Source organism: Kitasatospora sp. NPDC047058, from assembly GCF_040643935.1.
In the GTDB taxonomy this organism is placed as follows: domain Bacteria; phylum Actinomycetota; class Actinomycetes; order Streptomycetales; family Streptomycetaceae; genus Kitasatospora.
The window spans coordinates 1-22,076 of the sequence record NZ_JBEYVJ010000110.1; the positions used below are offsets into that span (position 1 = coordinate 1).

Annotated in this window: 14 protein-coding genes; 6 read left to right on the forward strand and 8 right to left on the reverse strand. The window is 73.3% G+C overall.

Annotation, left to right across the window (positions count from 1 at the left end):
• Together ABZ885_RS18520 and ABZ885_RS18525 are read right to left on the reverse strand one after the other, a co-directional pair.
• A partial coding sequence (locus tag ABZ885_RS18520) for an SDR family NAD(P)-dependent oxidoreductase (RefSeq protein ID WP_360189234.1) occupies positions 1–4,230 on the reverse strand: 4,230 nt, incomplete at its 3' end.
• A 1,081-nt stretch (positions 4,231–5,311) separates the two neighbouring features.
• A complete protein-coding gene (locus tag ABZ885_RS18525; RefSeq protein ID WP_360189236.1) occupies positions 5,312–5,929 on the reverse strand; it encodes a MerR family transcriptional regulator in 618 nt (205 codons plus the stop codon).
• Between the two features lie 87 nt (positions 5,930–6,016).
• Here ABZ885_RS18525 and ABZ885_RS18530 point away from each other — a divergent pair, with 87 nt between their 5' ends.
• Complete coding sequence (locus tag ABZ885_RS18530; protein ID WP_360189238.1) at positions 6,017–6,424, forward strand: DUF3291 domain-containing protein; 408 nt, start codon at positions 6,017–6,019, stop codon at positions 6,422–6,424.
• 138 nt (positions 6,425–6,562) lie between these two features.
• On the opposite strand, the gene ABZ885_RS18535 is transcribed toward ABZ885_RS18530, so the two are convergent.
• Both ABZ885_RS18535 and ABZ885_RS18540 read right to left on the reverse strand, forming a co-directional pair.
• Positions 6,563–8,212 carry an FKBP-type peptidyl-prolyl cis-trans isomerase gene (locus ABZ885_RS18535; RefSeq protein WP_360189241.1) on the reverse strand — a complete coding sequence of 550 codons (1,650 nt, stop codon included), beginning with the start codon at positions 8,210–8,212 and terminating at the stop codon, positions 6,563–6,565.
• 213 nt (positions 8,213–8,425) lie between these two features.
• Entirely contained in the window at positions 8,426–8,851 is a 426-nt protein-coding gene (locus tag ABZ885_RS18540) for an ATP-binding protein (RefSeq protein ID WP_360189244.1), read from the reverse strand.
• Between the two features lie 186 nt (positions 8,852–9,037).
• On the opposite strand from ABZ885_RS18540, the gene ABZ885_RS18545 reads away from it, so the two are divergent.
• Complete coding sequence (locus ABZ885_RS18545; RefSeq protein ID WP_360189246.1) at positions 9,038–9,826, forward strand: helix-turn-helix transcriptional regulator; 789 nt, start codon at positions 9,038–9,040, stop codon at positions 9,824–9,826.
• Positions 9,823–10,083: a DUF397 domain-containing protein gene (locus ABZ885_RS18550; protein ID WP_360189248.1), complete on the forward strand. Its 261-nt coding sequence runs from the start codon at positions 9,823–9,825 to the stop codon at positions 10,081–10,083. Before ABZ885_RS18545 ends, ABZ885_RS18550 begins: the two co-directional genes overlap by 4 nt.
• A gap of 651 nt (positions 10,084–10,734) precedes the next feature.
• On the opposite strand, the gene ABZ885_RS18555 is transcribed toward ABZ885_RS18550, so the two are convergent.
• The 4 genes from ABZ885_RS18555 to ABZ885_RS18570 form a co-directional block, all read right to left on the reverse strand.
• Complete coding sequence (locus tag ABZ885_RS18555; RefSeq protein ID WP_360189250.1) at positions 10,735–11,214, reverse strand: ATP-binding protein; 480 nt, start codon at positions 11,212–11,214, stop codon at positions 10,735–10,737.
• Between the two features lie 198 nt (positions 11,215–11,412).
• On the reverse strand, positions 11,413–12,648 hold the full coding sequence (locus ABZ885_RS18560) for an Ig-like domain-containing protein (protein ID WP_360189253.1): 1,236 nt from the start codon (positions 12,646–12,648) through the stop codon (positions 11,413–11,415).
• A 217-nt stretch (positions 12,649–12,865) separates the two neighbouring features.
• A complete protein-coding gene (locus ABZ885_RS18565) occupies positions 12,866–14,158 on the reverse strand; it encodes an Ig-like domain-containing protein (RefSeq protein WP_360189256.1) in 1,293 nt (430 codons plus the stop codon).
• A 232-nt stretch (positions 14,159–14,390) separates the two neighbouring features.
• Complete coding sequence (locus tag ABZ885_RS18570) at positions 14,391–15,608, reverse strand: Ig-like domain-containing protein (RefSeq protein ID WP_360189259.1); 1,218 nt, start codon at positions 15,606–15,608, stop codon at positions 14,391–14,393.
• Positions 15,609–15,912: 304 nt separating this feature from the next.
• Between ABZ885_RS18570 and glgX the strand changes: the two genes are divergently transcribed.
• The 3 genes from glgX to ABZ885_RS18585 all read left to right on the forward strand — a co-directional run bounded on the left by glgX (position 15,913) and on the right by ABZ885_RS18585 (position 21,978).
• Complete coding sequence (glgX, locus tag ABZ885_RS18575) at positions 15,913–18,132, forward strand: glycogen debranching protein GlgX (RefSeq protein WP_360189261.1); 2,220 nt, start codon at positions 15,913–15,915, stop codon at positions 18,130–18,132.
• 103 nt (positions 18,133–18,235) lie between these two features.
• Complete coding sequence (locus tag ABZ885_RS18580) at positions 18,236–20,125, forward strand: ABC transporter ATP-binding protein (protein ID WP_360189264.1); 1,890 nt, start codon at positions 18,236–18,238, stop codon at positions 20,123–20,125.
• Positions 20,122–21,978: an ABC transporter ATP-binding protein gene (locus tag ABZ885_RS18585; RefSeq protein ID WP_360189267.1), complete on the forward strand. Its 1,857-nt coding sequence runs from the start codon at positions 20,122–20,124 to the stop codon at positions 21,976–21,978. Before ABZ885_RS18580 ends, ABZ885_RS18585 begins: the two co-directional genes overlap by 4 nt.
• The last annotated feature ends 98 nt before the right edge of the window (positions 21,979–22,076 follow it).

The following is a 22,076-nucleotide window of genomic DNA, read 5'->3' on the forward strand; positions in this document are numbered from 1 at the left end:
GGCCCGGGGGGCTGCGGCGGGGGCGGGGACGGCCGCGGGAGCGGTGAGCGCGGCGGCGATCCTCCCGGTGTCCCCGTACGCGGCGACCAGCGCGCCGGACGCGCCGAGCGCCCGCTCCAGCAGGGCGAGGCCGTCCGCGGTGGGCAGCACGCCGAAGCCGGTGCGGGCGGCGATCTCCGCCGCCGCCTCGGCGCTCTGGCGCATGCCGCCGTCGGCCCACATCGGCCAGGCGACCGCGGTCACCCGCGGGCTGCGCTCGGCGTACGCCTCCAGGTAGGCGTTGGCGTACGCGTAGTCGGTCTGCCCGACGCTGCCGATGTGGGCGGCGATCGAGGAGAAGGCGACGAAGAAGTCCAGCGGATCGCCGGCGGTGGCCGCGTCCAGCGCCCGCAGCCCGGCGACCTTGGGCGCCAGGACGGCGGCGAAGTCCTCGGCGGACTTGGTGAGGGCGAAGCCGTCGCGGAGCACGCCCGCGGCGTGCACCACGCCGGTGAGCGGCCCGAACTCGGCGCGGATCTCCGCCAGCCGCCCGGCCAGGGCGGCGGGGTCGGCCACGTCGGCGCTGCGGTACACCACCCGGGCGTCGAGCGCGGCGGCCGGCTCCTCGGCCCGGCCCAGCAGGACCACCCGCGCGTCGGCGCGGCCCAGCAGCCAGTCGGCGACGGCCCGGCCCAGTCCGCCCGCGCCGCCGGTGACGAGGTAGACGCCGCCGTCGCGGATCTCCACTTCCGGGGCGTCCCCGGCGGGGACGGCCCGCGGGACGCGGCGGCCGGAGGGCAGGTGGGCGACCTCCGGGTCGCGGCCGTCCCCGGCGAGCTCGGCGGCGAGCGCCGCCGCCTCGTCCACCCCTTCGGCGAGGCCGACGGCCTGCAGGGCGAGCAGCGGGTTCTCCGCCCGGACGGCGCGCGCGAACGCCGCCAGCGCGGCCCGCTCGGGCCGGGCCCCCTCGGCGTCGTGGCGGTGCACCAGCAGGACCCGGACGGGAGCGGCCGGGCGGGCCCGGAGCAGTTCCTGCACCAGGCGCAGGGCCTGCCGGGGCTCCGGCTCGTCCACCAGCAGGACGGCGGGGGCGGTGTCCGGGAGGCTCCCGGCACCGTCGACGGTGGTGGTCTCCCCGCCGCCCAGGGCGGCCAGGATCCCGGCGAGCCGCTCCCGGCGGTCCGCCGTCCCGGCGACGACGACCGCCCCGGCGCCGGCCGGCAGCGGCGTGGCCGCGGCCGGCTCCGCCGCGGCCCCGGCCGGTGCGTCGTCCCAGCGGCGGACCAGCAGCTCCGGACGGCGTGAACCGCGGAGCACCCGGACGGCGAGGTCCCGCAGCTCCGCCAGCACCCGGCCGTCCGGGTCGGCCAGCACGAGATCGGCGCGCGCGACCTTGTCGCCCAGGTGGGAGGCCGTCACCTGCACGCGGCACGGGCCGGCGACCGGTCCGTGCACGACCAGCCCGCCCAGCGCCATCGGCAGGAACCCGTCGGCCGCGTCACCGTAGGAGCGGGCGAGCAGCATCACCAGGGCGTGCAGGGCACCGTCCGTCAGGGCCGGGTTGAGCAGCGCGCCGTCCAGCGCCGAGCCCGCGGGCGGCTCCAGGGTGCCGAGCGCCTCGCCGTCGCCCAGCCGGACCTCGGCCAGCGCCCGCATCCGGGGCCCGTAGTCGAGTCCGTACGCCCGCAGGGCCGCGTAGCAGTCCTGGTGGGCGACCGGCCCGGTGCAGCGGGCGGCCAGCGCCGCCAGGTCCAGCGGGGCGGCCGGCCCGGCCGTCGCCGCGTGGAACTCGCCTGCGGCGTGGACCAGTTCGCCCTCGCCGAGCTCGAAGCCGGCCCCGTCCTGCTCGCGCCAGAGCGAGGCCAGCAGGGTGCGCGGCCCCGCGGCGTACGAGAGCGGCTGCTCGAACGAGACGCCGCTCAGCCGGACCGGGCCGCCGAGCGCCAGTTCGCCCGCCGCGCGGGCCAGCTCCAGGTAGCCGACCGCCGGCATCACGGGCTCGCCGCCGACCCGGTGGTCCGCCAGGTAGAACTCGGTGCCCGACCGTGCGCTGCTGAAGAGCAGGCTGTCCAGGTCCGGGACGCTCCGGTCGAGCATGGGGTGCAGGCCGCCGTCGCCGGCCCCCGGCGTGCCGGGGGTCTCCGGGCCGGTCATCCAGCAGCGGCGCCCCTCGAACGGGTAGGTCGGCAGCGGGACGCGGCCGCGCTGCTCACCGGCGAACCACTGCGCCCAGTCGACGTCGGCCCCGGCCGCCCAGGCGCGGGCCACCGCGCCCCACGGCCCGTCCGCCGTCCCCAGCGCCAGGCCCCGCACCTCGTCCCCTGCGCCGCGCAGCGGGATCCGCCCGGACCGGCCCTCGGCCTCGGCGGGCGTCCTCCGGCCGGGCTCGGCGAGCCCGGCGACCCCGTCGGCGAGTGCGGCCGCACCGGTCAGACAGGCGGCGGCCCAGGCGGCGGGCCCGTCCCCGTGCACGGCGGCCGGGCGCAGGCCCCAGCCGAGCCAGAGCCGGCCCAGCGCGTACTGCAGGGCGAACGCCTGGCCGCGCTCACCCTGCCCGGCGGCGCCGGCCGCGAGCGCGGCCCGGTGGTGCTCGGCGAAGGCCGGCTCGGCGGCGCACCAGCGCTCGGCGAGCGCCTCCGCGTCGGCGACCCGCTCGGTGAGGACGAAGGACACCTTCCCGGCGGCCGGCTGCCCGGGCAGGTCCGCGGTGCGCAGCGCCTCGGCCAGCGCCGCGCGGTCCGTCCCGGCGACGGCGAGGCGGTACTCGTGGACCCGGCGGCCCACCGCAAGGGTGTGGGCGATGTCGGCGAGGGCGGCCCCGTCGTCGCCCTCCAGGTGGGCGGCGAGCCGGCCCGCCGCCGTGCGCAGGGCGCTGGCCGTCCGGGCGGACAGGACCAGGACCTGCGTGGTGCGGGAGTCGCCGGCGGCCGGCGCCGGCGGGGCCTCCTGGAGGACGGCGTGCGCGTTGGTGCCGCCGATGCCGAAGGAGCTGACTCCGGCGCGCAACGGCCCCTCGGCGGTCCACGGCACGGTGTCGGTGCCGACCCTGAACGGGGTGGTGGCGAAGTCGACGGCCGGGTTGGGCGTCCGGTGGTTCACGGTCGGGACGAGCGTGCGGTGCCGCATCATCAGCGCCGTCTTGATCACGCCGGCGACCCCGGCCGCGGCGTCGAGGTGACCGATGTTGGACTTCACCGAGCCGATGGCGCAGAAACCGGCCTCGTCGGTGCCCGCCCGGAACGCCTTGGTGAGCGAGGTGACCTCGACCGGGTCGCCGAGCCGGGTGGCGGTGCCGTGCGCCTCGACGTAGCCGATCGTCCCCGGGTCGACGCCGGCCACGGCGTGGGCCTCGCGGATGACGGCGACCTGCCCGGCCGCGCCCGGGGCGGCGAAGCTGACCTTGTCCGAGCCGTCGTTGTTGGTCGCCGTGCCCTTGATCACCGCGTGGATCGTGTCGCGGTCGGCGATGGCGTCGCGGAGCAGCTTGAGCACGAGGACGCCCACGCCGTTGCCGAGCACCGTGCCGCTGGCGTCGGCGTCGAAGGTGCGCACGTGGCCGTCCCTGGACAGGATCGCGCCCTCTTCGTACAGGTAGCCCTTGGTCTGCGGCAGCTTGACCGTGACGCCTCCGGCGAGCGCCATGTCGCACTCGCCGTTGATGAGCCCCTGGCAGGCGAGGTGGATGGCCACCAGGGAGGTGGAGCAGGCGGTCTGCACGCTGTAGCTCGGCCCCTTGAGGTCGAGCTTGTAGGAGAGCCTGGTCGCCAGGAAGTCCTTGTCGTTGCCGACCATCACGGCGAAGTGGTTCGACGTGGTGGTCTGGTCGACGCGGGGCAGCACCTGCTGCTGGAGGTAGGTGTTGATCGCCGCCCCGGCGTAGACGCTGATCAGCCCGTCGTAGCGGGCCGGGTCGTAACCGGCGTGCTCCAGCGCGGCGTGACCCGTCGTCAGCAGGACGCGGTGCTGCGGGTCGGTGATCGCCGCCTCGGCCGGCGTGTACTCGAAGTAGCCCGTGTCGAAGAGGTCGACGTCCGGGATCACGCCGTGGGCCGGCACGTACGCCGGGTCGTCCAGCAGCGCCGCGGGGACGCCGGCCGCCGCCAGTTCCTCGCGGCCGAACCGGGTGATGCCCTCCCGGCCCTCGCTCAGCAGGCGCCAGAAGGACTCCAGGTCGTCGGCGCCGGGGAACCGCCCGGCCATCCCGATGATCGCGACATCCGTCTCGGCCACCTCGGCCTCGGGACTGCTCACTGGCCCAACTCTCCCAACGTCCGGGCGCCCGACCGGGCGGCGCAGGCGGTGTCGTTCCGTACCAGGACAGCTGCCGGCCGGGTGTGCCGGCCGACCGAAGAAAACAGGCGGGGCGTGCACGGAGAATTCCGGGGGTGCGCATTCCGGAGTCCGGCCGGAGATCCGGTAAGGAGCCAATGCCGTGGCCGCCCCCGACCCCCCATTGCCCCACGGGCCCCCTCCCGGCCCATTGCGCCCCCCGGCGCCGCGCCCCGAGCCTAGCCCGACCACCCCGGGCGACACCAGGAATCACCGGACAATCAATCCTGTGAATTCCCTGAAATCACCGCCGGTGACATTCACTACGCACCGCAATCATCCCGGCAGCCGCGCCGGGAAAACACCGTGTGGAGCCACCCTGAATTCCGTGTGGCCGAAACCCGACGGACCACCGGACACCCCTCGCGTCCGACCGCCCCGCCCGGGCGCACGCGAACGTCCCCGTTCGCACATGGCGACGGGAACCCAGCTCAGAGCACGTACAGTTCGGCCGGCGAGGCCGGCCGGCAGGGACCGGGACCGGCGAGGGCACCCACCACCCGGCCGGTCACCCCAGGCCCCGCACATCATTCGGCATGGCAACCGGCCGCATCCGGACCCCACTCCGGTGGCGTCGGCCGGGAATTCCCGCACCGCCCGCTCGGCCCCGGCGGACAACAGCCGGGAAACCATCGGGCCGATGGCCGGGCGATAACGCGTTAACGGTTCGGCTGATACTTCGAAAGAATGCCGGGCAAGGAGACAGGTCCGCTCTGTACCGTCTTCATCGTCATACCCCCGCATGAAAGATCTGGAGACCGGGCTGGGAATCTTGATCGAATACCGCGGAGACTATGCCCCGCAGCGACGCACTGTCAACGGTTGACTTCACGCGGACAAGGGCCCACCGGGTGGCGAGCGGTCCCGGTTCGCCTGGTTCGTCCCCCGACGGTCGGGCCCGTACGCCACTCCCGCCCCGGGCGCCCCGCGCGGCGGCAGGTTCCGGCCACGCCGGAGGCCGGCCTCCCCGGGGAGGGGGGCCGGCCTCCCGAGCGGAACGGACTCAGGCGTTCCGCTTCGCCGACTCGTTCTCCTGGGCCAGCCGGCGCAGCGCCAGCAGGACCGGCTCCATCATCACCGTCAGGACGAGGGCACGCTCGGCCTGTTCGAGCGGGTCCGCGGTGCCGGCGATCCGGTCGAGGTCGACCGCGGCGATCCGCCCGGCCAGGTCGGCATACCGGAGCAGGGACTCCCGGTCGACCGGCTCGCCGAGCGAGCGGAGGCTCTCCAGGGTCGCCCCCAGCGCCGCCCGGGCCGGGGCGTGCTCGGACACCTCCCAGCCCAGCTCCGCGATCAGCGCGTCCACCTCGGCCGCGGCGGGCACGGGTGCCGGCTCCTCGTCCTCGTCGACCGGCCGCGCCCCCATCACCAGGCCGAGCACCTGGTGCCGCTCGGCCCGGTGCTCCGCGACCGCCCCCAATACCGCCCTGGTCTCGCTCACACTGAGCCCCCGAACCCCGATCAGCGCCCGGACCAGCCGCAGCCGGCGCAGATGGGTCTCGCCGTACTCGGCCTGGGTAGCGGTGACGGGGCGGCCCGGCGCCAGCAGCCCCTCCCGCAGGTAGTACTTGATCGTCGCGATCGGGACCTCACTGCGGCGGCTCAACTCGGAGATGCGCACGGCTCCCTGCCTCCCTCTAGCCATTGGATACCGCCACTGTCTAACATAGATAGTGCCACTACCCAACAAGGAAGGCGCGCATCAGCCATGCCCACGCTCCCCTGGATCACCCCGAACCCGGCCACCCCCGGCACCGGCGCCGTCGTCATGGCCTCCCGCTTCGAGGTCCGCTCGCTCCGCGACGTCCCGCGCTTCTTCCTGAAGTCGCTCGCCGTCTGGCGCCTGCTGCGCACCGCCCCCGGCGCGCTCGGCGCCTCCCTGATCGCCCGGCCCCTGAAGCGGACCTTCTACACCCTCTCCGCCTGGGAGAGCCGCGAGGCCCTGAACGCCTTCGCCGGCAGCGAGCTCCACCGCTCGGTGATGACCGGCCTGCGCTCCACCATGAAGGACTCCACCTTCACCTTCTGGGACACCCCGGTCGAGCACCTCCCGATCACCTGGCCCGACGCCCACCGCCGCCTCGCCGAACAGCACGCCCGCCAGGCCTCCGCCTGACCGCCACCGCCCCGCTCTCCGGGCGCGCGGGGCTCCCCGCGGCCGGATCACCAGGATCACCGCACAACCCGGGCCCCTCACACAGGAAGTCGACCGGTCCGACTTCTCGTGCACGACCCGGCAGCGGCGCCGGCGCCGTCAGCCCTGGCCCGCCTTGGTGACCGTCAGGATGTCGGCGACGTAGACCAGGACGTCCGTACCCGTGATGCCTGCCGAGGCGGCACCCTCGGAGCCGTAGCCGAGTGCGGGCGGGACGGCGAACTCGATCCGGCTCCCGGCGGCCTTCCCTCGGATCGCGGCGTCCCAGCCCTTGATGGTCTGCCCGGCCCCGAGCTGGAACGAGAGCGGCTCCTGGCGGGCGTAGCTGGAGTCGACGGGCCGGCTGCCGCCCCACTTCTGCAGCACGTAGTGGCAGGTCACGAGGTCCTTCGGGCCGGCGACGGGGCCGGTGCCCTGGACCAGCGTCCGGCTGATCAGCTCGGTGGGCAGCGGCCCGGTGGCCGCGGCGACGACCGGCCGCTCGCCGAAGGCCGTACCCGCCGTGATCGCGGGCAGCCCCTGGCTGTCGGCCGGCACCGTGGCGGGCGCGGATGCGGAAGGCGACGCGGCGGCGGGAGACGACGCGGTAGCCGAGGGGGACGCCGCCGGGGAGGCCGACGCACCTGCCGACGAGCCGGCCTTCGCCGACGCGGTGGCCGCCGCCGATTCGCGGGCGGCCGCCCGCTCGTCCAGGACGAGAGCGGCCGCCACCAGCGTTCCGGCCACGGCCGCCACCCCGCCACCGACCCCCGCGAACAGCAGCCCGCGCCGCGACGGTCCCGCTCCCGGCGCCACCCCGCCCTCCGCTGTGGACGGCGCGCCGGGTCCGGCGACCAGTCGGGCTCCGGACGACGGCGGTTCGTACGGCTGCGTGGCACGGGCCTCCTCGCCGCGCCCCAGCACCAGCGTGCTCAGCTCGGCCGGCAGCCACTCCCCGCCGCCGAGCGTGGAGCCCACCGCGAACTCCGCCCGCAGCTCGGCCACGTTCGGCCGCAGGGCCGGGTCCTTGGCCAGGCACCGCGCGAGCGTCCCGCGCAACCCGGCCGGGACGGAGCCGAGTTGCGGCTCCTCCTCCACCGTCCGGTAGATCAGCGCCAGCAACTCGCCACTCCCGTGCGGCCCTTCGCCGGACGCCGCGAACACCGCGGTCGCCGCGAGCGCGTAGACGTCCGCGGCCGGGCCGGCCTGCCCGCCGCGAAGCTGCTCGGGGGCCATGTAGCCGGGGGTGCCGAACGCCTGGCCGGTGCGGGTGATCCGGGTGTGGTCGACGGTCCGGGCGATCCCGAAGTCGATGACGCGCGGCCCGTCGTCCGCCAGCAGCACGTTGGACGGCTTGAGGTCCCGGTGGGTGATGCCCGCGCGGTGGATCTCCTCCAGTGCGGCCGCCATGCCGGCGACCAGCGCGCGGACCGAGGCTTCCGGCAGCGGGCCCCGGCCGGCCACCGCCTCCGTCACGGAGACCCCGGCGATGTACTCGGTCGCCAGCCACGGGCGGCCGGCCGACGGGTCGGCGTCGAGCACCGCCGCCGTGAACCGCCCGTCCACCCGGCGCGCGGCCTCGACCTCGCGCGCGAACCGCTGCCGGAATTCCGGGTCCTGGGCGTACTCGGCCCGCGCCGTCTTGATCGCGGCGAGCCCACCGTCACCGGACCGGCCGAGGAACACCTCCCCCATGCCGCCGCTGCCGAGCCGGCCCACCAACCGATACGCGCCGATCCGCACCGGATCGTCCGACTCCAGCGGCCGCATCACCACTCCCCTCCCCCGTCGGGCCAGGTGAGCGTACTATCCGCCGCCCAACCCAGGCCCAGGCGGTCCCGGCAGGTGGGGCAGCCGGGTGCTGCACGGGAAGTCGGACGGGCCGACCTCCCGTGCGCGCGAGTTCAGACGTCGTACGCCTTGAGGGAGACCCGGGCCGTCCGCTCGTCCTGGTAGGTGACGTCCAGCTCCAGGAACACACGTTCAAATACCTGGACCGGTTCCCGGCTTCAGCTCGAACCAGACGGTCTTGCCGATGCGGCCCGCGCCCCGGGCGTGGGCACCCCAGGCAGCGGAGAGGGCGGTGACGAGTTCGAGGCCACGACCGGTCTCGTCCTCCGGGCCGGCCTGCCGGGGCTCGGGGAGGTCGGGGTTGGCGTCGGAGACCTCCACGCGGAACAGTTCGCCCGGGTCGAGGACGAGCCGGACGCCGATCAGCCGGTCGCGCGGGGCGCGGGCGTGCCGGCAGGCGTTGGTCACCAGCTCGCCCAGGAGGAGCATGGCGATCTCGGTCGTCTCGCCGGGGATCCGCCAGGAGAACGCCTGCCGGAGAAGCCGGACGCGGGCACGGCCGGCACTGCGGGGGTGAGAGGGGAACATCCACTCGACGTCGACTTGCTGAGTGAGCATCACGATCCTTGGCACGAGGAGGCTTTGGCGTCACTCACAGGGGCGGAGATCGGCCGTTTCACGTTCCGAGGATCGGCACCGGGGCATAGCCTCAGGAGTTACGCCGCCGGTACAGCCGGAGAGTGACCCGGGCCCTGACCGGCCCGAGAACGGGGGTTCGTGATGAGTGCGCCCGCACAGCCACCGATGGCCTGGAAGTACTGCGGCGACCAGATCAAGCGATGGCGCGAGCAGTCCGGGGTGACCCGCGAGCAGTTGAGCGTCGCATCGAGCTACGACATCGAGAGCGTGCGGTCGATGGAGGCGGGGAGACGGAAGCCGTCGCTTCAACTCCTAGCGATTGCTGACGAGTTGTGCAATGCCCGGGGGATGCTGCTGGGGGCGCAGGACTTCCTGAAGCCGGAGAAGTTCCCCTCGTACTCGCGGGGCTACACACAGGCCGAGAGCGAAGCCATTGCGATCCATTGGTACGAAGCGCTTCTCATTCCAGGACTCCTCCAGACCGAGGAGTACGCCAGGGAGTTGATCAGCCACAGCTGTCCGCCGCTGGACGATGAGACGGTTGAGGCCCGCGTAGCAGCACGCGTGCAGCGCCAGGAGAAGCTGAGGAACTCGCCAACCGTGCTGTTCGGCTTCGTGATCTACGAGGCCGCTTTCCGTGCCGTTGTGGGCAGCGCAGACCTCATGCACAGGCAGCTCGATCACCTCCTGGATGCCGGTGCACTGCGCAACGTCTCCATCCAGGTGCTGCCCATCGGTCGGGCCGCCTACGCCGGGCTCAGCGGATCGCTGGTCCTACTGGAGAGCCCCGATCACGACCGGCTCGCATATGTGGAAGCCCAGGACACCGGATCCCTGTACAGCGACGCCGACAAGGTCAGCACGCTCGCGCAGCGCTATGGAATGATCCGCATGCAGGCCCTCGGAGCAGAGGAGTCCGCGGAGTTCATCCGAAGACTGGCGGGAGAGCTATGAGTGCCGAACTCGCGTGGTTCAAGTCCAGCTACAGCAACGACCAAGGCGGCGCCTGTGTGGAAGTGGCCCTTTCCTGGGCCAAGTCCAGCTACAGCACCACTGGTGGCGGCGAGTGCATCGAGGTCGCCACTTCTGCCCGCACCGTCCACGTCCGGGACTCCAAGGACAAGGGCGGCCCGAACCTCTCCTTCTCCCCCGCCGCCTGGTCGGCCTTCCTCGCCTTCGCCGCCGAAGCTCAAGCGCCCGAAGCCGAGTGACCTTTACTGGGAACGGGCGCGACCGCCGCACAGCTCACGCTGGCACTCACCAGCGGACTCCCCGTGCCCGCCCAGAGCCCGGCGGGGCTCACCCGCCGCCGCCTGGTCGACAAGCTGCCCCCGGAACGCCCCTGGGGCCCCACCCCGGCGCCCGCCACCCGTATCGTCGAGTGCACCGCCTGCCGCATCCCCGGCCGCCCCGAGGCCCTCCCGGGCGGCCTCTGCCACCCCTGCCGCACGGGCACCGTCACGCCCCCGCCCCGGCCCCCGCGCCTGTCTCCCGCACAGGTGCGCCGCCGCGCCGCGCAGGCCCGGGCCGTTTTGCATCGATCATGAATAATCTCAGGTGCGAGCGTTAACCTATGCAAATTCCAAAGGTGGAGCAGGTGACAAACCTTGAAATCAAAGCTTCCCGGTTTGCCCACATGCTGAGATTCGTGCGATAGTCGAAGCAGCCCGACGGCGGGCGGCAACGAATCCGCCGAGGGCGCGCAGACTACGGCTGACCCGACCTGGCACGGCCGTCGCCCATCGCGCGGCACGCACCCCCTTGGCCGGCGCGATGACTTGCAGGGGCCCCCAGCAGCCGGACCGCGGCGCACCGGGGGCCCTGCGTGTTTTCCGGGCGGAGTGCGGGGGCGCGGCGCCAACTCAGTGCTGCCGCTCGCGGATCTTCAGCTCGAACCACACGCCCTTGCCGCGCGGCAGCAGGTCCGCACCCCAGCGATCGGCGAGGTCGTCGACGATCTTCAGGCCGCGCCCGCGCTCGGTGGGCGGCAGCGGGTCGGCCATGATCAGGCAGGGCAGCGCCCGCGAGGAGTCCCGCACCTCGACCCGCAGCCAGCCGGGCTTGCGCGACACCTGGAGGCCGATGGTCCGCCCGGCGGCGTGCCGCACCGCGTTGGCCACCAGTTCGGCGGTCAGTAACTCGCCGACCTCCAGCTGCTGGTGCAGGTCCCAGGACTCGAGGACCGACAGGACCAGCCGGCGGGCCACCGGACCGGACTCCGGCCGGGAGGGCAGCCGCACCTCGCCCGGCTCCGACTCGTCGCCCAGCCTGCCGAAGTACATCCGCTCCAGCTCCTCCGAGCTGAGCCGCTCCAGGGCCGCGAGCGCGTCTTGGAAGCACATCCACGACGTGTCAGCAACCAGGCTTGACCCAGGAAGTGATGACTGATCTGTTTCGCCCCAACCCGCCATGCGGACCATCATTGCGGAACGCAAGCAGCCGCGTACGGACAATGACCAAACGATCACTACCCACCGGGCATATGCCGCGAGCAACCCGGGCCGGGGTTCCGTCAAGCCCGGGTTGCCGCGAACGGGCTCCTACCAGGCACTCCAGCCCAGGTTCCAGCCGGCGAGGCCGTTGTCCGGCTCCACCTGGCCGCGCGTGGAATTCTTCACGGTCACGATGTCGCCGATCAGCGAGTCGTCGTAGAACTTGCCCGCCGAGGTGCCGGAGCCGCCGCCCTTGACGTCCTTCAGGCCGACGCAGCCGTGGCTGACGTTGTCCTCGCCGAAGGCGTCGCTCCAGTAGTTGCCGTGCACGTACGTCCCGGACGTGGTCAGCCGCATCGAGTGCGGCACCATCAGGTCGTACGGCGCGCCGGTCATGCCGGGCATGCTGCTGGACTGCATCCGCACCGTGCCCTCCTTGGACATCACGACCATGGTGCCGTTCCAGGTCGGGTGCTCCGGCGAGCCGGAGGTGATGTCGATGACCGAGGTCTGGCCGTCGCGGGTCACCGTCATCCGGTGGGTCTTGGCGTCAACCTCCGAAACCTGCGATCGCCCGATCGTGAAGGGCTCGTCCCGGTCCACACCGCCGTAGACGCCGGGGGCGATCTCCACGCTCTTCAGCCGGTAGTGGACGGTGACCTTGGTGCCGGGCTTCCAGTACGCCTCCGGGCGGAAGTCCAGCCGGCGGTCGCCGAACCAGTGGCCCTTCACCACGGTGCCGTTGTCGGTCTCGATGCTGACGCCCTTGGCGACGGCGTCCTTGTTCTTGACGTCCTTGTCGAAGTCCACCGAGACGATCATGCCGACGCCGTACGTGGCGTTGTCCTCGACGTTGTCGCTTGCCTTCGCCTCGCGCTCCGGCGTCAGCGTGGTGAAGCTGCTGTCCGCGGAGGCGACCACGCCGTTGGCGTCCGCCGCCATCGCGCTCACCTGGTAGGCGGTGCCGACCGCGAGGCCGGCGGACGGAGTCCAGCTGCTCCCGTCGGCGGCGATGGTGCCGGCCACCTCCTTGCCGGCCTTGTCGCTCACCTTGACCGTGGTGAGCTTGCCGCCGGCCACGGAGACCTTCAGCGCGCCGTTCGGCGCCACGTCCACCGCGCCGCTCTTCGGCTGGATGTCCACCACGGCGGCCGACGTCTTCGGCGTCGCCGCCGGTGCGGCCGCCCCGGACGCGGACGCCGAGGCGCTCGACGCGGCCCCCGCCGCGCCGCGCCCCAGTTCGGCCTTGGCCGCGCTCCCGCTGCCGCCGCCGCTGCACGCGCTGGTCAGCACCAGCGCACCGCCGAGAAAGCCGGCGGCCATGACCTTGCGTATCGACCTCACGTCGACTCTCCCTCCCTCGATCCCGCCCGTTGCTCCCGGCGGGGTCCGACAGATACACGCCGCAGCCAACGGAAAGGTTGCGCCATTCGAGGGGCAATTACCCCACGAACGACGACCGGCCCGACCCCAACGAGTGAGGATCGGGCCGGTCGTTACCGAACCGGGACTACCGGGGCCGCCGCGGGGTAGGTGCTACCGCCCGGACGGCCGGGCCGGACTACCAGTTGGCCCAGTTGATGTTCCAGCCGCCCAGCCCGTTGTCGGGCGCGACGTTCTTCTCCTTGGTGTTCACGATCTTGACGACGTCGCCGATCATCGAGTCGTTGAAGAACTTGCCCGCCACCGAGGAGTCGCTGCCGCCCTTCTCGTCGGCCATCGAGACGCAGCCGTGGCTCCCGTTCGACCTGCCGAAGGGGGGATTGGCCTTGGACCAGTAGTTGCCGTGCACGAAGGTGCCGGAGGTGGTCAGCCGCATGGCGTGCGGGACGTCCTGGATGTCGTACTCGCCGCCGAGACCGACGGTCTGCGAGTTCATCCGGGTGACGGCCTCCTTGGACATGATCACCATGGTGCCGCCCCAGGACGGGGTCGCGTCCGCGCCGAGGGTGACCGGCACGGTGTGGCTCTGGCCGTCCCGGATCACCGTCATCTGGTGCGACGCGGCGTCGGCCGTGGACACCTGCGAGCGGCCGATGGTGAACGGCTCGTCCTTGTCCACGTCGCCGTAGATGCCGGGCGCGACCTCGACGTTCTTCAGCCGGTACTTGATGGTGACCTTGGTGCCCGGCTTCCAGTACTCGGCCGGACGGAAGTCCACCCGGCGGGCGCCGAACCAGTGGCCCTTCACCTCGGTGGCGCCGTCGGCGGTCTCGAAGGTGATGCCCTTGACGACCGCGTCCTTGTTCTTGACGTCCTTGTTGAAGACCACCGAGACGATCATGCCGACGCCGTAGGTGGCGTTGTCGGAGATGTTGTCGTTGGTGGAGATCGTCTTCGCCGGGGTCAGCGTGGTGAACGAGGTGGTCGACGCGGCCACCAGGCCCTCCGCGTCCTTGGCCTGCGCGTTCACCTTGTAGGCCATGCCGACGGCCAGCGCGCCGCTGGGCTTCCAGGCGGTGCCGTCCGGGGTGATCGCACCCGCGACCGGCTTGCCGTCCTTGTCGGTCACCTCGACCGTGGCGAGCTTGCCGTTGGCCACCGAGACGTTCAGCCCGTTGGTGGGCGCGACGTCCTGGGCGCCGTCCTTGGGCTCGACGGTCAGCACGGCGGCCGAGGCCTTCGGCGCCGCCTGGCTCTGGCCGGGCGCCGGGGTGCCGTTGGCACCCGCCGTCGCGGCCGCGTCGCCGCCCCCGCTGCCGCTCCCGTTGTCGCTGCCCTTGTCGTCGCCGCAGGCCGCGGTGAACAGCAGCACCCCACCCATGGCCAGCGCCACCGCACTACGTCGTACGGCACGGCCGCGTCGGTTGGTGGTGGTGCGTATTGCGGCGTCGGCCGCCCTAACCGGCTTCACGGTCTCTCCCCTCCCGGTGTCCACCCTGATGGACGCACTGACTGCCGGGACAGGTTGCACCGGACCGGCGATCTTCCACGCCGGGCTTCGGCGCGCAAGCAGGATAGCTAAGCCGAATGAGTGAACCCTGGGGGGAGGGTGGTGAACCAGGGGTGGCGCCTGTGTGAAGGGTGGGACCCCCGGGCCGGGTGTGTCCCCGGAACGGTCGGCCTCCCGGGCTCCGGGCGGTGGCTCAGTGCGCGGCCGCGCTGCCGGCCCGCCACTGCTCCCAGGGCAGGTTCCAGCCGTTCAGCCCGTTGCTCGGCGGGACGACGTCCCCCGCGGAGGCCTTCACCTCCAGCACGTCCCCCGGGATGGTGTGCTCGAACAGCCAGCCCGCCGGGGAGTCCTTGCTCGTCCCGCCCTTGACGTCGGCCAGGCCGATGCAGCCGTGGCTGGTGTTGGCGGTGCCGAAGACCTCCGGGTCGGCCCAGTAGTTGCCGTGGATGAAGGTGCCCGAGCCGGTCAGCCGCATCGCATGCGGGACGTCCTTGATGTCGTACTCGTCGCCCATCCCGACGGTCTGCGAGTTCATCCGGGTCACCTTGTACTTCTCCGACACCACCAGCACACCGCGGTACGTCGTGTGCTTGGGATCACCGCCGGAGACCTTGAGCTCCTTCACCACCGGGCCGCCCCGGCCGGCCCGGACGGTCAGGGTGTGGGCGTCCAGGTCCACCGTGGACACCTGGGCCCGGCCCACGGTGAACCGGACCTCCCGCACCTGGGTGCCGAACTCGCCCGGCGCCCCCTGCACGCCCTTCAGCCGCAGCGCCACCGTCACCCTGGTGCCCGCCGCCCAGTACCGCTGCGGACGGAGGTCCAGCCGCTGGTTGCCGAACCAGTGCGCGGCCACCTCGACCGGCGGGTCGGCGGTCACCTCAACCGCCTTCTCGACCGCCGCGCGGTCGGCGATCGGGCGGCTGAAGCGCAGCGAGACCGGCATCCCGACGCCGACCGTGGAGCCGTCCTCCGGGGTGAAGAAGGCGACGAAGGTGTGCGCGCGGGCCACCGTCGAGAAGTCCGTGTGCCGGGCCGCCTTCCGGCCCTGCCCGTCCTCGGCCACCGCGTCCAGTGTGAAGGCGGTGCCCAGCGGGAGCAGGCCGTCCGGCATCCAGGCCGAGCCGTCCTCGGAGACCGTGCCGGCCACCTCGGTGCCCTTGGCGTCCGCCAGCCGGACCGAGACCAGCCTGCCCTCCGCCACCGTGACCCGGACCGGGCCCTCCGGCGGCACGTCCTGGGCGCCGTCGGCGGGCAGCGCGGTGATCTCCGCCCGGGAGGCGGGCGGCGGCGCCACATGGCCCGGGCCCGGGGAGGCCGACCCGGCGGGCTGCGGCGTGCCGCCCCCGCCGGCGCAGCCGGTCAGCACCGCCAGGCACCAGGCCAGCGCCCCCGCACGCCGTGCCCACACCCGTCCTCCGGGCCGCATTCCGGGGCCTCCCCACCGCTTCCGTCCGACACCCGGCACAACGAGGCCGGTCCCGGCAGGACACGCCGCCCGTCACCTGCGGGGCCCGGAAACCCCGCCCGGCAGGAGCAGGCCCGGGGCCCGGGAGCGGGGAGGCGGAGGACGGGGGGCAGGGTCCGGCGGCCCGGAGCACCCCCGTGCCGCCATCCGCCCGCAAGCCTCCGTTCAGCGGGCTTCCCGTCCGTGGGATCAGGGAAAGAGAAGGTGAACGAGGTCCCCGGCACCCCGGTTCAGGGAGGGTACGGCCATGGCGTCAGGGCAGGAGCTGGAAGCCGGCGTGCGGCCGCACGGCGGGCCGACCGCCGAGCCGGCGTGGCCCGGCAGCTGGCAGCCGCTCGGCGCCCGCTTCCGGACCGACCCGCAGGGCCGCCAGGGCACCAACTTCGCGCTCTGGGCGGCCGGCGCCGAGGCCGTCGACCTCTGCCTCTTCGACGAGGACGGCCGGGAGAGCAGACACCGCCTCGCCGAGCAGAACTTCCAGACCTGGCACGGCTTCCTCCCCGGCGTCCGGCCCGGCACCCGGTACGGCTTCCGCGTGCACGGCCGCTGGGACCCGTGGACCGGCGCCCGCTGGAACCCGGCCAAGCTGCTGATCGACCCGTACGCGCGGGCCATCGACGGCTGTTACACCTCCCACGACGCGGTCTGCGCCGCCGTCCGCAACTGGCCCGAGGCGGACGTCGCCGACACCGTCCGGGACAACCGCGACTCCGCGCCCTACGTACCCCGGTCGGTGGTCGTCCACGACGACGACGACTGGTACGACGACCAGCGCCCCAAGACGCCGTGGGCCGAGACCGTCCTGTACGAGATGCACGTGCGCGGCTTCACCATGCGCCACCCCGACATCCCGCCACCCCTGCGCGGCACCTACGCGGGCCTGGCCCACCCCGCCGCGATCGGCCACCTCACCACGCTCGGCGTGACCGCCGTCGAACTGCTGCCGGTCCACCAGTACGCCGACGAGGACCACCTGCAGGCCCGCGGGATGGCCAACTACTGGGGCTACAACTCGATCGGCTACTTCGCCCCGCACGCCGGCTACTCCGCGTCCGGCGGCCGCGGCGGCCAGGTCGGCGAGTTCAAGCGGATGGTGCGCGCGCTGCACGCCGCCGGGATCGAGGTGATCCTCGACGTGGTCTACAACCACACCGCCGAGGCCTCCGAGCTCGGACCGAGCCTGTCCCTGCGCGGCATCGACAACGCCGGCTACTACCGTCTCCCGCCGAACCGCCCGCGCGGCTACGCCGACTACACGGGCTGCGGCAACACCCTGGACACCCGCCGCCCGCAGGTCGTCCGGCTGGTCACCGACTCGCTGCGGTACTGGGTGACCGAGATGGGCGTGGACGGCTTCCGCTTCGACCTCGCGGCCGCGCTCGCCCGGGGCGGCGACGGCGTCGACATGGACCACCCGTTCCTCGCCGCCGTCTCGCAGGACCCGGTGCTCAGCCGGGTGAAGCTGATCGCCGAACCGTGGGACGTCGGCGCGGGCGGCTACCAGGTGGGCGGTTTCCCGCCGCTCTGGGCCGAGTGGAACGACAAGTACCGGGACACCGTGCGGGACTTCTGGCGCGGCGCCCGCCCGGACGTCCGCGAGCTGGGCTACCGGCTCTCCGGCTCCTCCGACCTCTACCAGCGCGGCGGGCGGCGCCCGTACGCCTCGGTCAACTTCGTCACCGCGCACGACGGCTTCACCCTGCGCGACCTGGTCTCGTACAACCGCAAGCACAACGAGTCCAACGGCGAGGCCAACCGGGACGGCACCGACGACAACCGGTCCTGGAACCACGGCGCCGAGGGCGAGACCCCGGACCCGGCCGTGAACGCCCTGCGGCTGCGTCAGCTGCGCAACCTGATGGCCACCCTGCTGCTCTCCACCGGCGTCCCGATGATCACCGCGGGGGACGAGTTCGGCCGCACCCAGGGCGGCAACAACAACGCCTACTGCCAGGACAACGAGACCGGCTGGGTGGACTGGTCGCTGCTGGACGACCCGCGCTGGGCCGGGCTCTCCGCCCTCACCGCCCGCCTCGTCCGGCTCCGCCGCGCCCACCCGGTGCTGCGCCAGCGGGCGTTCTTCTCCGGCCGGGCCGCGGTGCCCGGCGGCCAGCCGGACCTGGCCTGGTTCACCCCGCGCGGCAAGGAGATGACCGAGGCCGACTGGTTCGGCCCGACGGCCTGCCTCGGCATGCTGCTCTCCGGCGCCGCGATGTCCGAACGCGACCAGTACGGGCGTCCGCTGCGCGACGACAGCTTCCTGCTGCTACTCAACGCCGGCCCCGACCCGGTCCCCTTCACCCTCCCGGGCGAACCCTGGGCCGTGCCCGGCGCGCGGTACCGCACGGTTCTGGACACCGCCGCCGACGAGACCGGCAACGGCACCCACCGCCACCGCCCGCAGGACACCGTCACGGTGACGGGGCGCTCGCTGCAACTGCTGCGGACGCCCGCGCCCGGCGCCTGAGCGCGGTGCCTGGGCCCGGGTTGGCCGGTTCTCGCCGTTCCCGCCGGTAAGGGCCGAAAAACCTGGTGAGAAATGACAGGTCCCCGACCTACCCTCGGCCCCGATGGCCGAGAAACAGCTCCCCCACGCCGAAGCCCACGCCGAAGCCCACGCCGAAGCCCGCCCCGACGCCGCCGACGCCACCACCGAGGCCACCGCCGGCGCCCCCCGCCGCTCGACGGTCCGCTCGCTGCTGCGCCTGTGGCCGTACGCCCGCGCGATCCGCTGGCGGCTGGCCGTCTCGGTGACCGCCGCCGTGGTCGCCATGCTCAGCGTGCTGGGCGTCCCGATGGTGCTCCAGCGGATCGTGGACGGCCCGCTCGCCGACCACGACCTCGCCGCGATCTGGCCGCTGGTCGGCCTGCTGGTCCTCCTCGGCGTGGTCGAGGCCGCACTCTTCTACACCCGCCGGGTCGTACTGGCCCGGCCGCTGGCCGGAGTGGAGACCGCGATGCGCGGGGACCTCTACGCCAGGCTCCAGCGCCTGCCGGTCTCCTTCCACGACCGCTGGGGATCCGGCCAGCTGCTCTCCCGGGCCACCTCCGACATGTACACCATGCGGCTGTTCCTCGCCTTCCCGCTGGTCTTCCTGATCGTCAACACCGTGATGTTCCTGGCCGGAACGGCGATGATGTTCACCCAGGACTGGCGGCTGGCGCTGATCGTGCTGCTGCCGGCCGTGCCGCTGCTGGTCCTCACCCGGCGGTTCGAGGCCGGCTACTCGGGCGCCGCCCGCCTCGCCCAGGACCAGAACGGCGACCTCGCCACCGTGATCGAGGAGTCCGTCCTCGGCATCCGCATCCTCAAGGCCTTCGGCCGCCACCGTTCGATGGCGGAGCGCTTCCGCGAACAGGCCCGGCTGCTGCGCCGCACCGAGCTGCGCAAGGCCGGCCTGCTGGCCAACCTCTGGGCGGTCATCGTCGGCCTGCCCGAGCTGGCGCTCGGCTGCGCGCTCGCGGTCGGCTGCCACCTGGTCGCGCACGACGAGCTGAGCACCGGCACCCTGGTCGCCTTCCTCTCCACCGCGCTCGCCCTGCGCTGGCCGGTGGAGTCGCTGGGCTGGCTGCTCGCCTACGCCAACGAGGCCGCCACCGCCGCGGACCGCTTCTTCGAGGTGCTGGACGAACCCCTGCCGGACGAAGCGCAGCGTGACGCCTCGCCGGCCGACGCCCCCGCGGCGGCCGGGACGACGCGCGACGGCATCCGGCTCACCGGCGTCCGCTTCCGCTACCCGGACGCCCCGCCCGGCACCCCCGACCTGCTCCACGGCATCGACCTGCACATCCGCAGCGGCGAGACGATGGCCCTGGTCGGCGCCACCGGCAGCGGCAAGACCACGCTCACCGCCCTCCTCCCCCGGCTGTACGAGGCCACCGGCGGCACCATCACCCTGGACGGCCGGGACATCCGCGAGCTCTCCCGGGAGCGGCTGCGCGAACTGGTCGCGGTCGCCTTCGAGGAGCCCACCCTGTTCTCGGCCACCGTCCGGGAGAACGTGCTGATGGGCGCGCCCGGCGCCGGTCCCGACCGGCTCGCCGCCGCACTCGCCACCGCCCAGGCCGACTTCGTCGGGAAGCTGCCGGACGGCGTGGAGACGGAGGTCGGCGAGCAGGGCCTGAGCCTCTCCGGCGGCCAGCGCCAGCGGCTCGCCCTGGCCCGCGCGGTGGTCGGCGACCCGGCCTTCCTGGTGCTGGACGACCCGCTCTCCGCGCTGGACGTGCACACCGAGGCGCTGGTCGAACGGGCCCTGCGGCAGGTGCTCGGCTCGACCACCGCGCTGGTGGTGGCCCACCGGCCGAGCACCGTCCTGCTCGCCGACCGGGTCGCGGTGCTGGCGGACGGCCGGATCGAGGCCGTCGGCACCCACCAGGAACTGCTGCGCGGTTCGGCGCGCTACCGCGAACTGATGTCGGGCGAGGCCGCCCTCGTACCGGAGGGGAGCCCCGCCCGATGACCACCACCACGATCGAACCCGCCGGGCAGGCCGCGGCCGAGGAGCCGCAGGACGAACTGCCGCCCCCGCCGGCCGACGAGGAGGACATCCCCGTCCCGCCCGGCGCGCCCCGCGCGCTGCTGCGCTCGCTGCTCGGCCCGCACCGGGCCCGGATCACCGTGGCGATGGTGGTCATCCTGCTCCAGCAGGCGGCGCTGCAGTCGGGCCCGCTGCTGGTGGCGATCGCGATGGACCGGGGCATCCCGGCGCTGCGCGACCACGACGCCGGCCCGCTGATCGCGGTGATCTCCGCCTACCTCGGCTTCGCCCTGCTGAGCACGCTGCTGCAGTGGTCGTTCATCAGGATCAGCGCCCGGGTCAACCAGGACATCCTGCTGGAGCTGCGCGGCCGGATCTTCCGGCACGCCCAGCGGCTCAGCCTGGACTTCCACGAGCGCTACACCTCGGGCCGGATCATCTCGCGCGCCACCAGCGACGTCGACGCCCTGCGCGAGCTGCTCTCCGAGGGGCTCCAGGAGCTGCTCAGCGTCTTCCTCTCGGTCTGTTACATCTCGGTGCTGCTGCTGGTGCTGGACTGGCGGCTCGGCCTGGCCTCGCTGGCCTCCTTCGTGCCGCTGTTCCTGATCGCCCGGTCCTTCCGGCGCCGCTCGCGCCGGGTCTACCGCCGCTCCCGCACCTCGGCGGCCTCGCTGATCGTCCGCTTCACCGAGACGATGAACGGCATCCGCCCGGTGCAGGCGTTCCGCCGCGAGCGGACCAACGACGCCGCGTTCGGCGTGGTGAACCGGCAGTCGGCCGCCGCCACCGCGGACGGCCTGCTGGAGATCGCCCGGTACGTCGGCCTCTCCCGCGGCACCGCCAACCTCTGGACGGCCGGCGTGGTGCTGCTCGGCGCGTTCCTGGTCACCGAGGACGTGGTGGAGCTCGGCGTGCTCACCGCCTTCGTGCTCTACCTGCGCCGGCTCTTCGACCCGATCGACCAGCTGGCGATGTTCCTGAACAGCTACCAGTCCGCGGCCGCCGCCCTGGAGAAGATCGCCGGCCTGCTCGCCCACGAGCCGACCGTCACCGAACCGGCCGAGCCGAGGAAGCTGCCCCCGGTGAACGGGCCGGTGGTGGGGCGCGAGGTGCACTTCGAGAAGACGCGGTTCGGCTACCGCACCGGCAAGGAGGTGCTGCCCGCCTTCGACCTGGTGCTGCCGGCCGGACGGACGGTGGCCGTGGTCGGCGCGACCGGCGCGGGCAAGTCGACCGTCGCCAAGCTGCTGGCCCGCTTCTACGACCCGACCGACGGTCGGATCACCCTGGACGGGGTGGACCTGCGCGACCTCGCCACGCCCGAGCTGCGCCGCGGGGTGGTGATGGTGACCCAGGAGTCCTTCCTGTTCTCCGGCACCGTCGCCGAGAACATCGCGATCGGCCGGCCCGGCGCCACCCGGGAGGAGGTCGAGCAGGCCGCCCGGGACATCGGCGCGTACGAGTTCATCGCCGCGCTGCCGGACGGCTTCGACACCGACGTGCGCAAGCGCGGCGGCCGGATCTCGGCCGGCCAGCGCCAGTTGGTCGCGTTCGCCCGCGCCCTGCTGGCCGACCCGGCGGTGCTGATCCTGGACGAGGCGACCAGCTCGCTCGACGTGCCGGGCGAACAGGCCGTCCAGCGGGCGATGCGCACGGTGCTGGCCGGGCGGACGGCGGTGATCATCGCGCACCGGCTCTCCACCGTCGAGATTGCCGACCGGGTGCTGGTGATGGACCAGGGCCGGATCGTCGAGGACGGCACCCCGCAGGAACTGGTCGGCGGCTCCGGCCGGTTCGCCGAGCTGCACCAGGCCTGGCGGGACAGCCTGGTCTAGATCCAACGCCGTTCAGTTAGGGCGGCCTGGGCGGCGTCAAGGGTCGATTGTGAGCATGCTGATGCTGATGGTCGCTTTGTAGGTGGCTCGGTCGATGG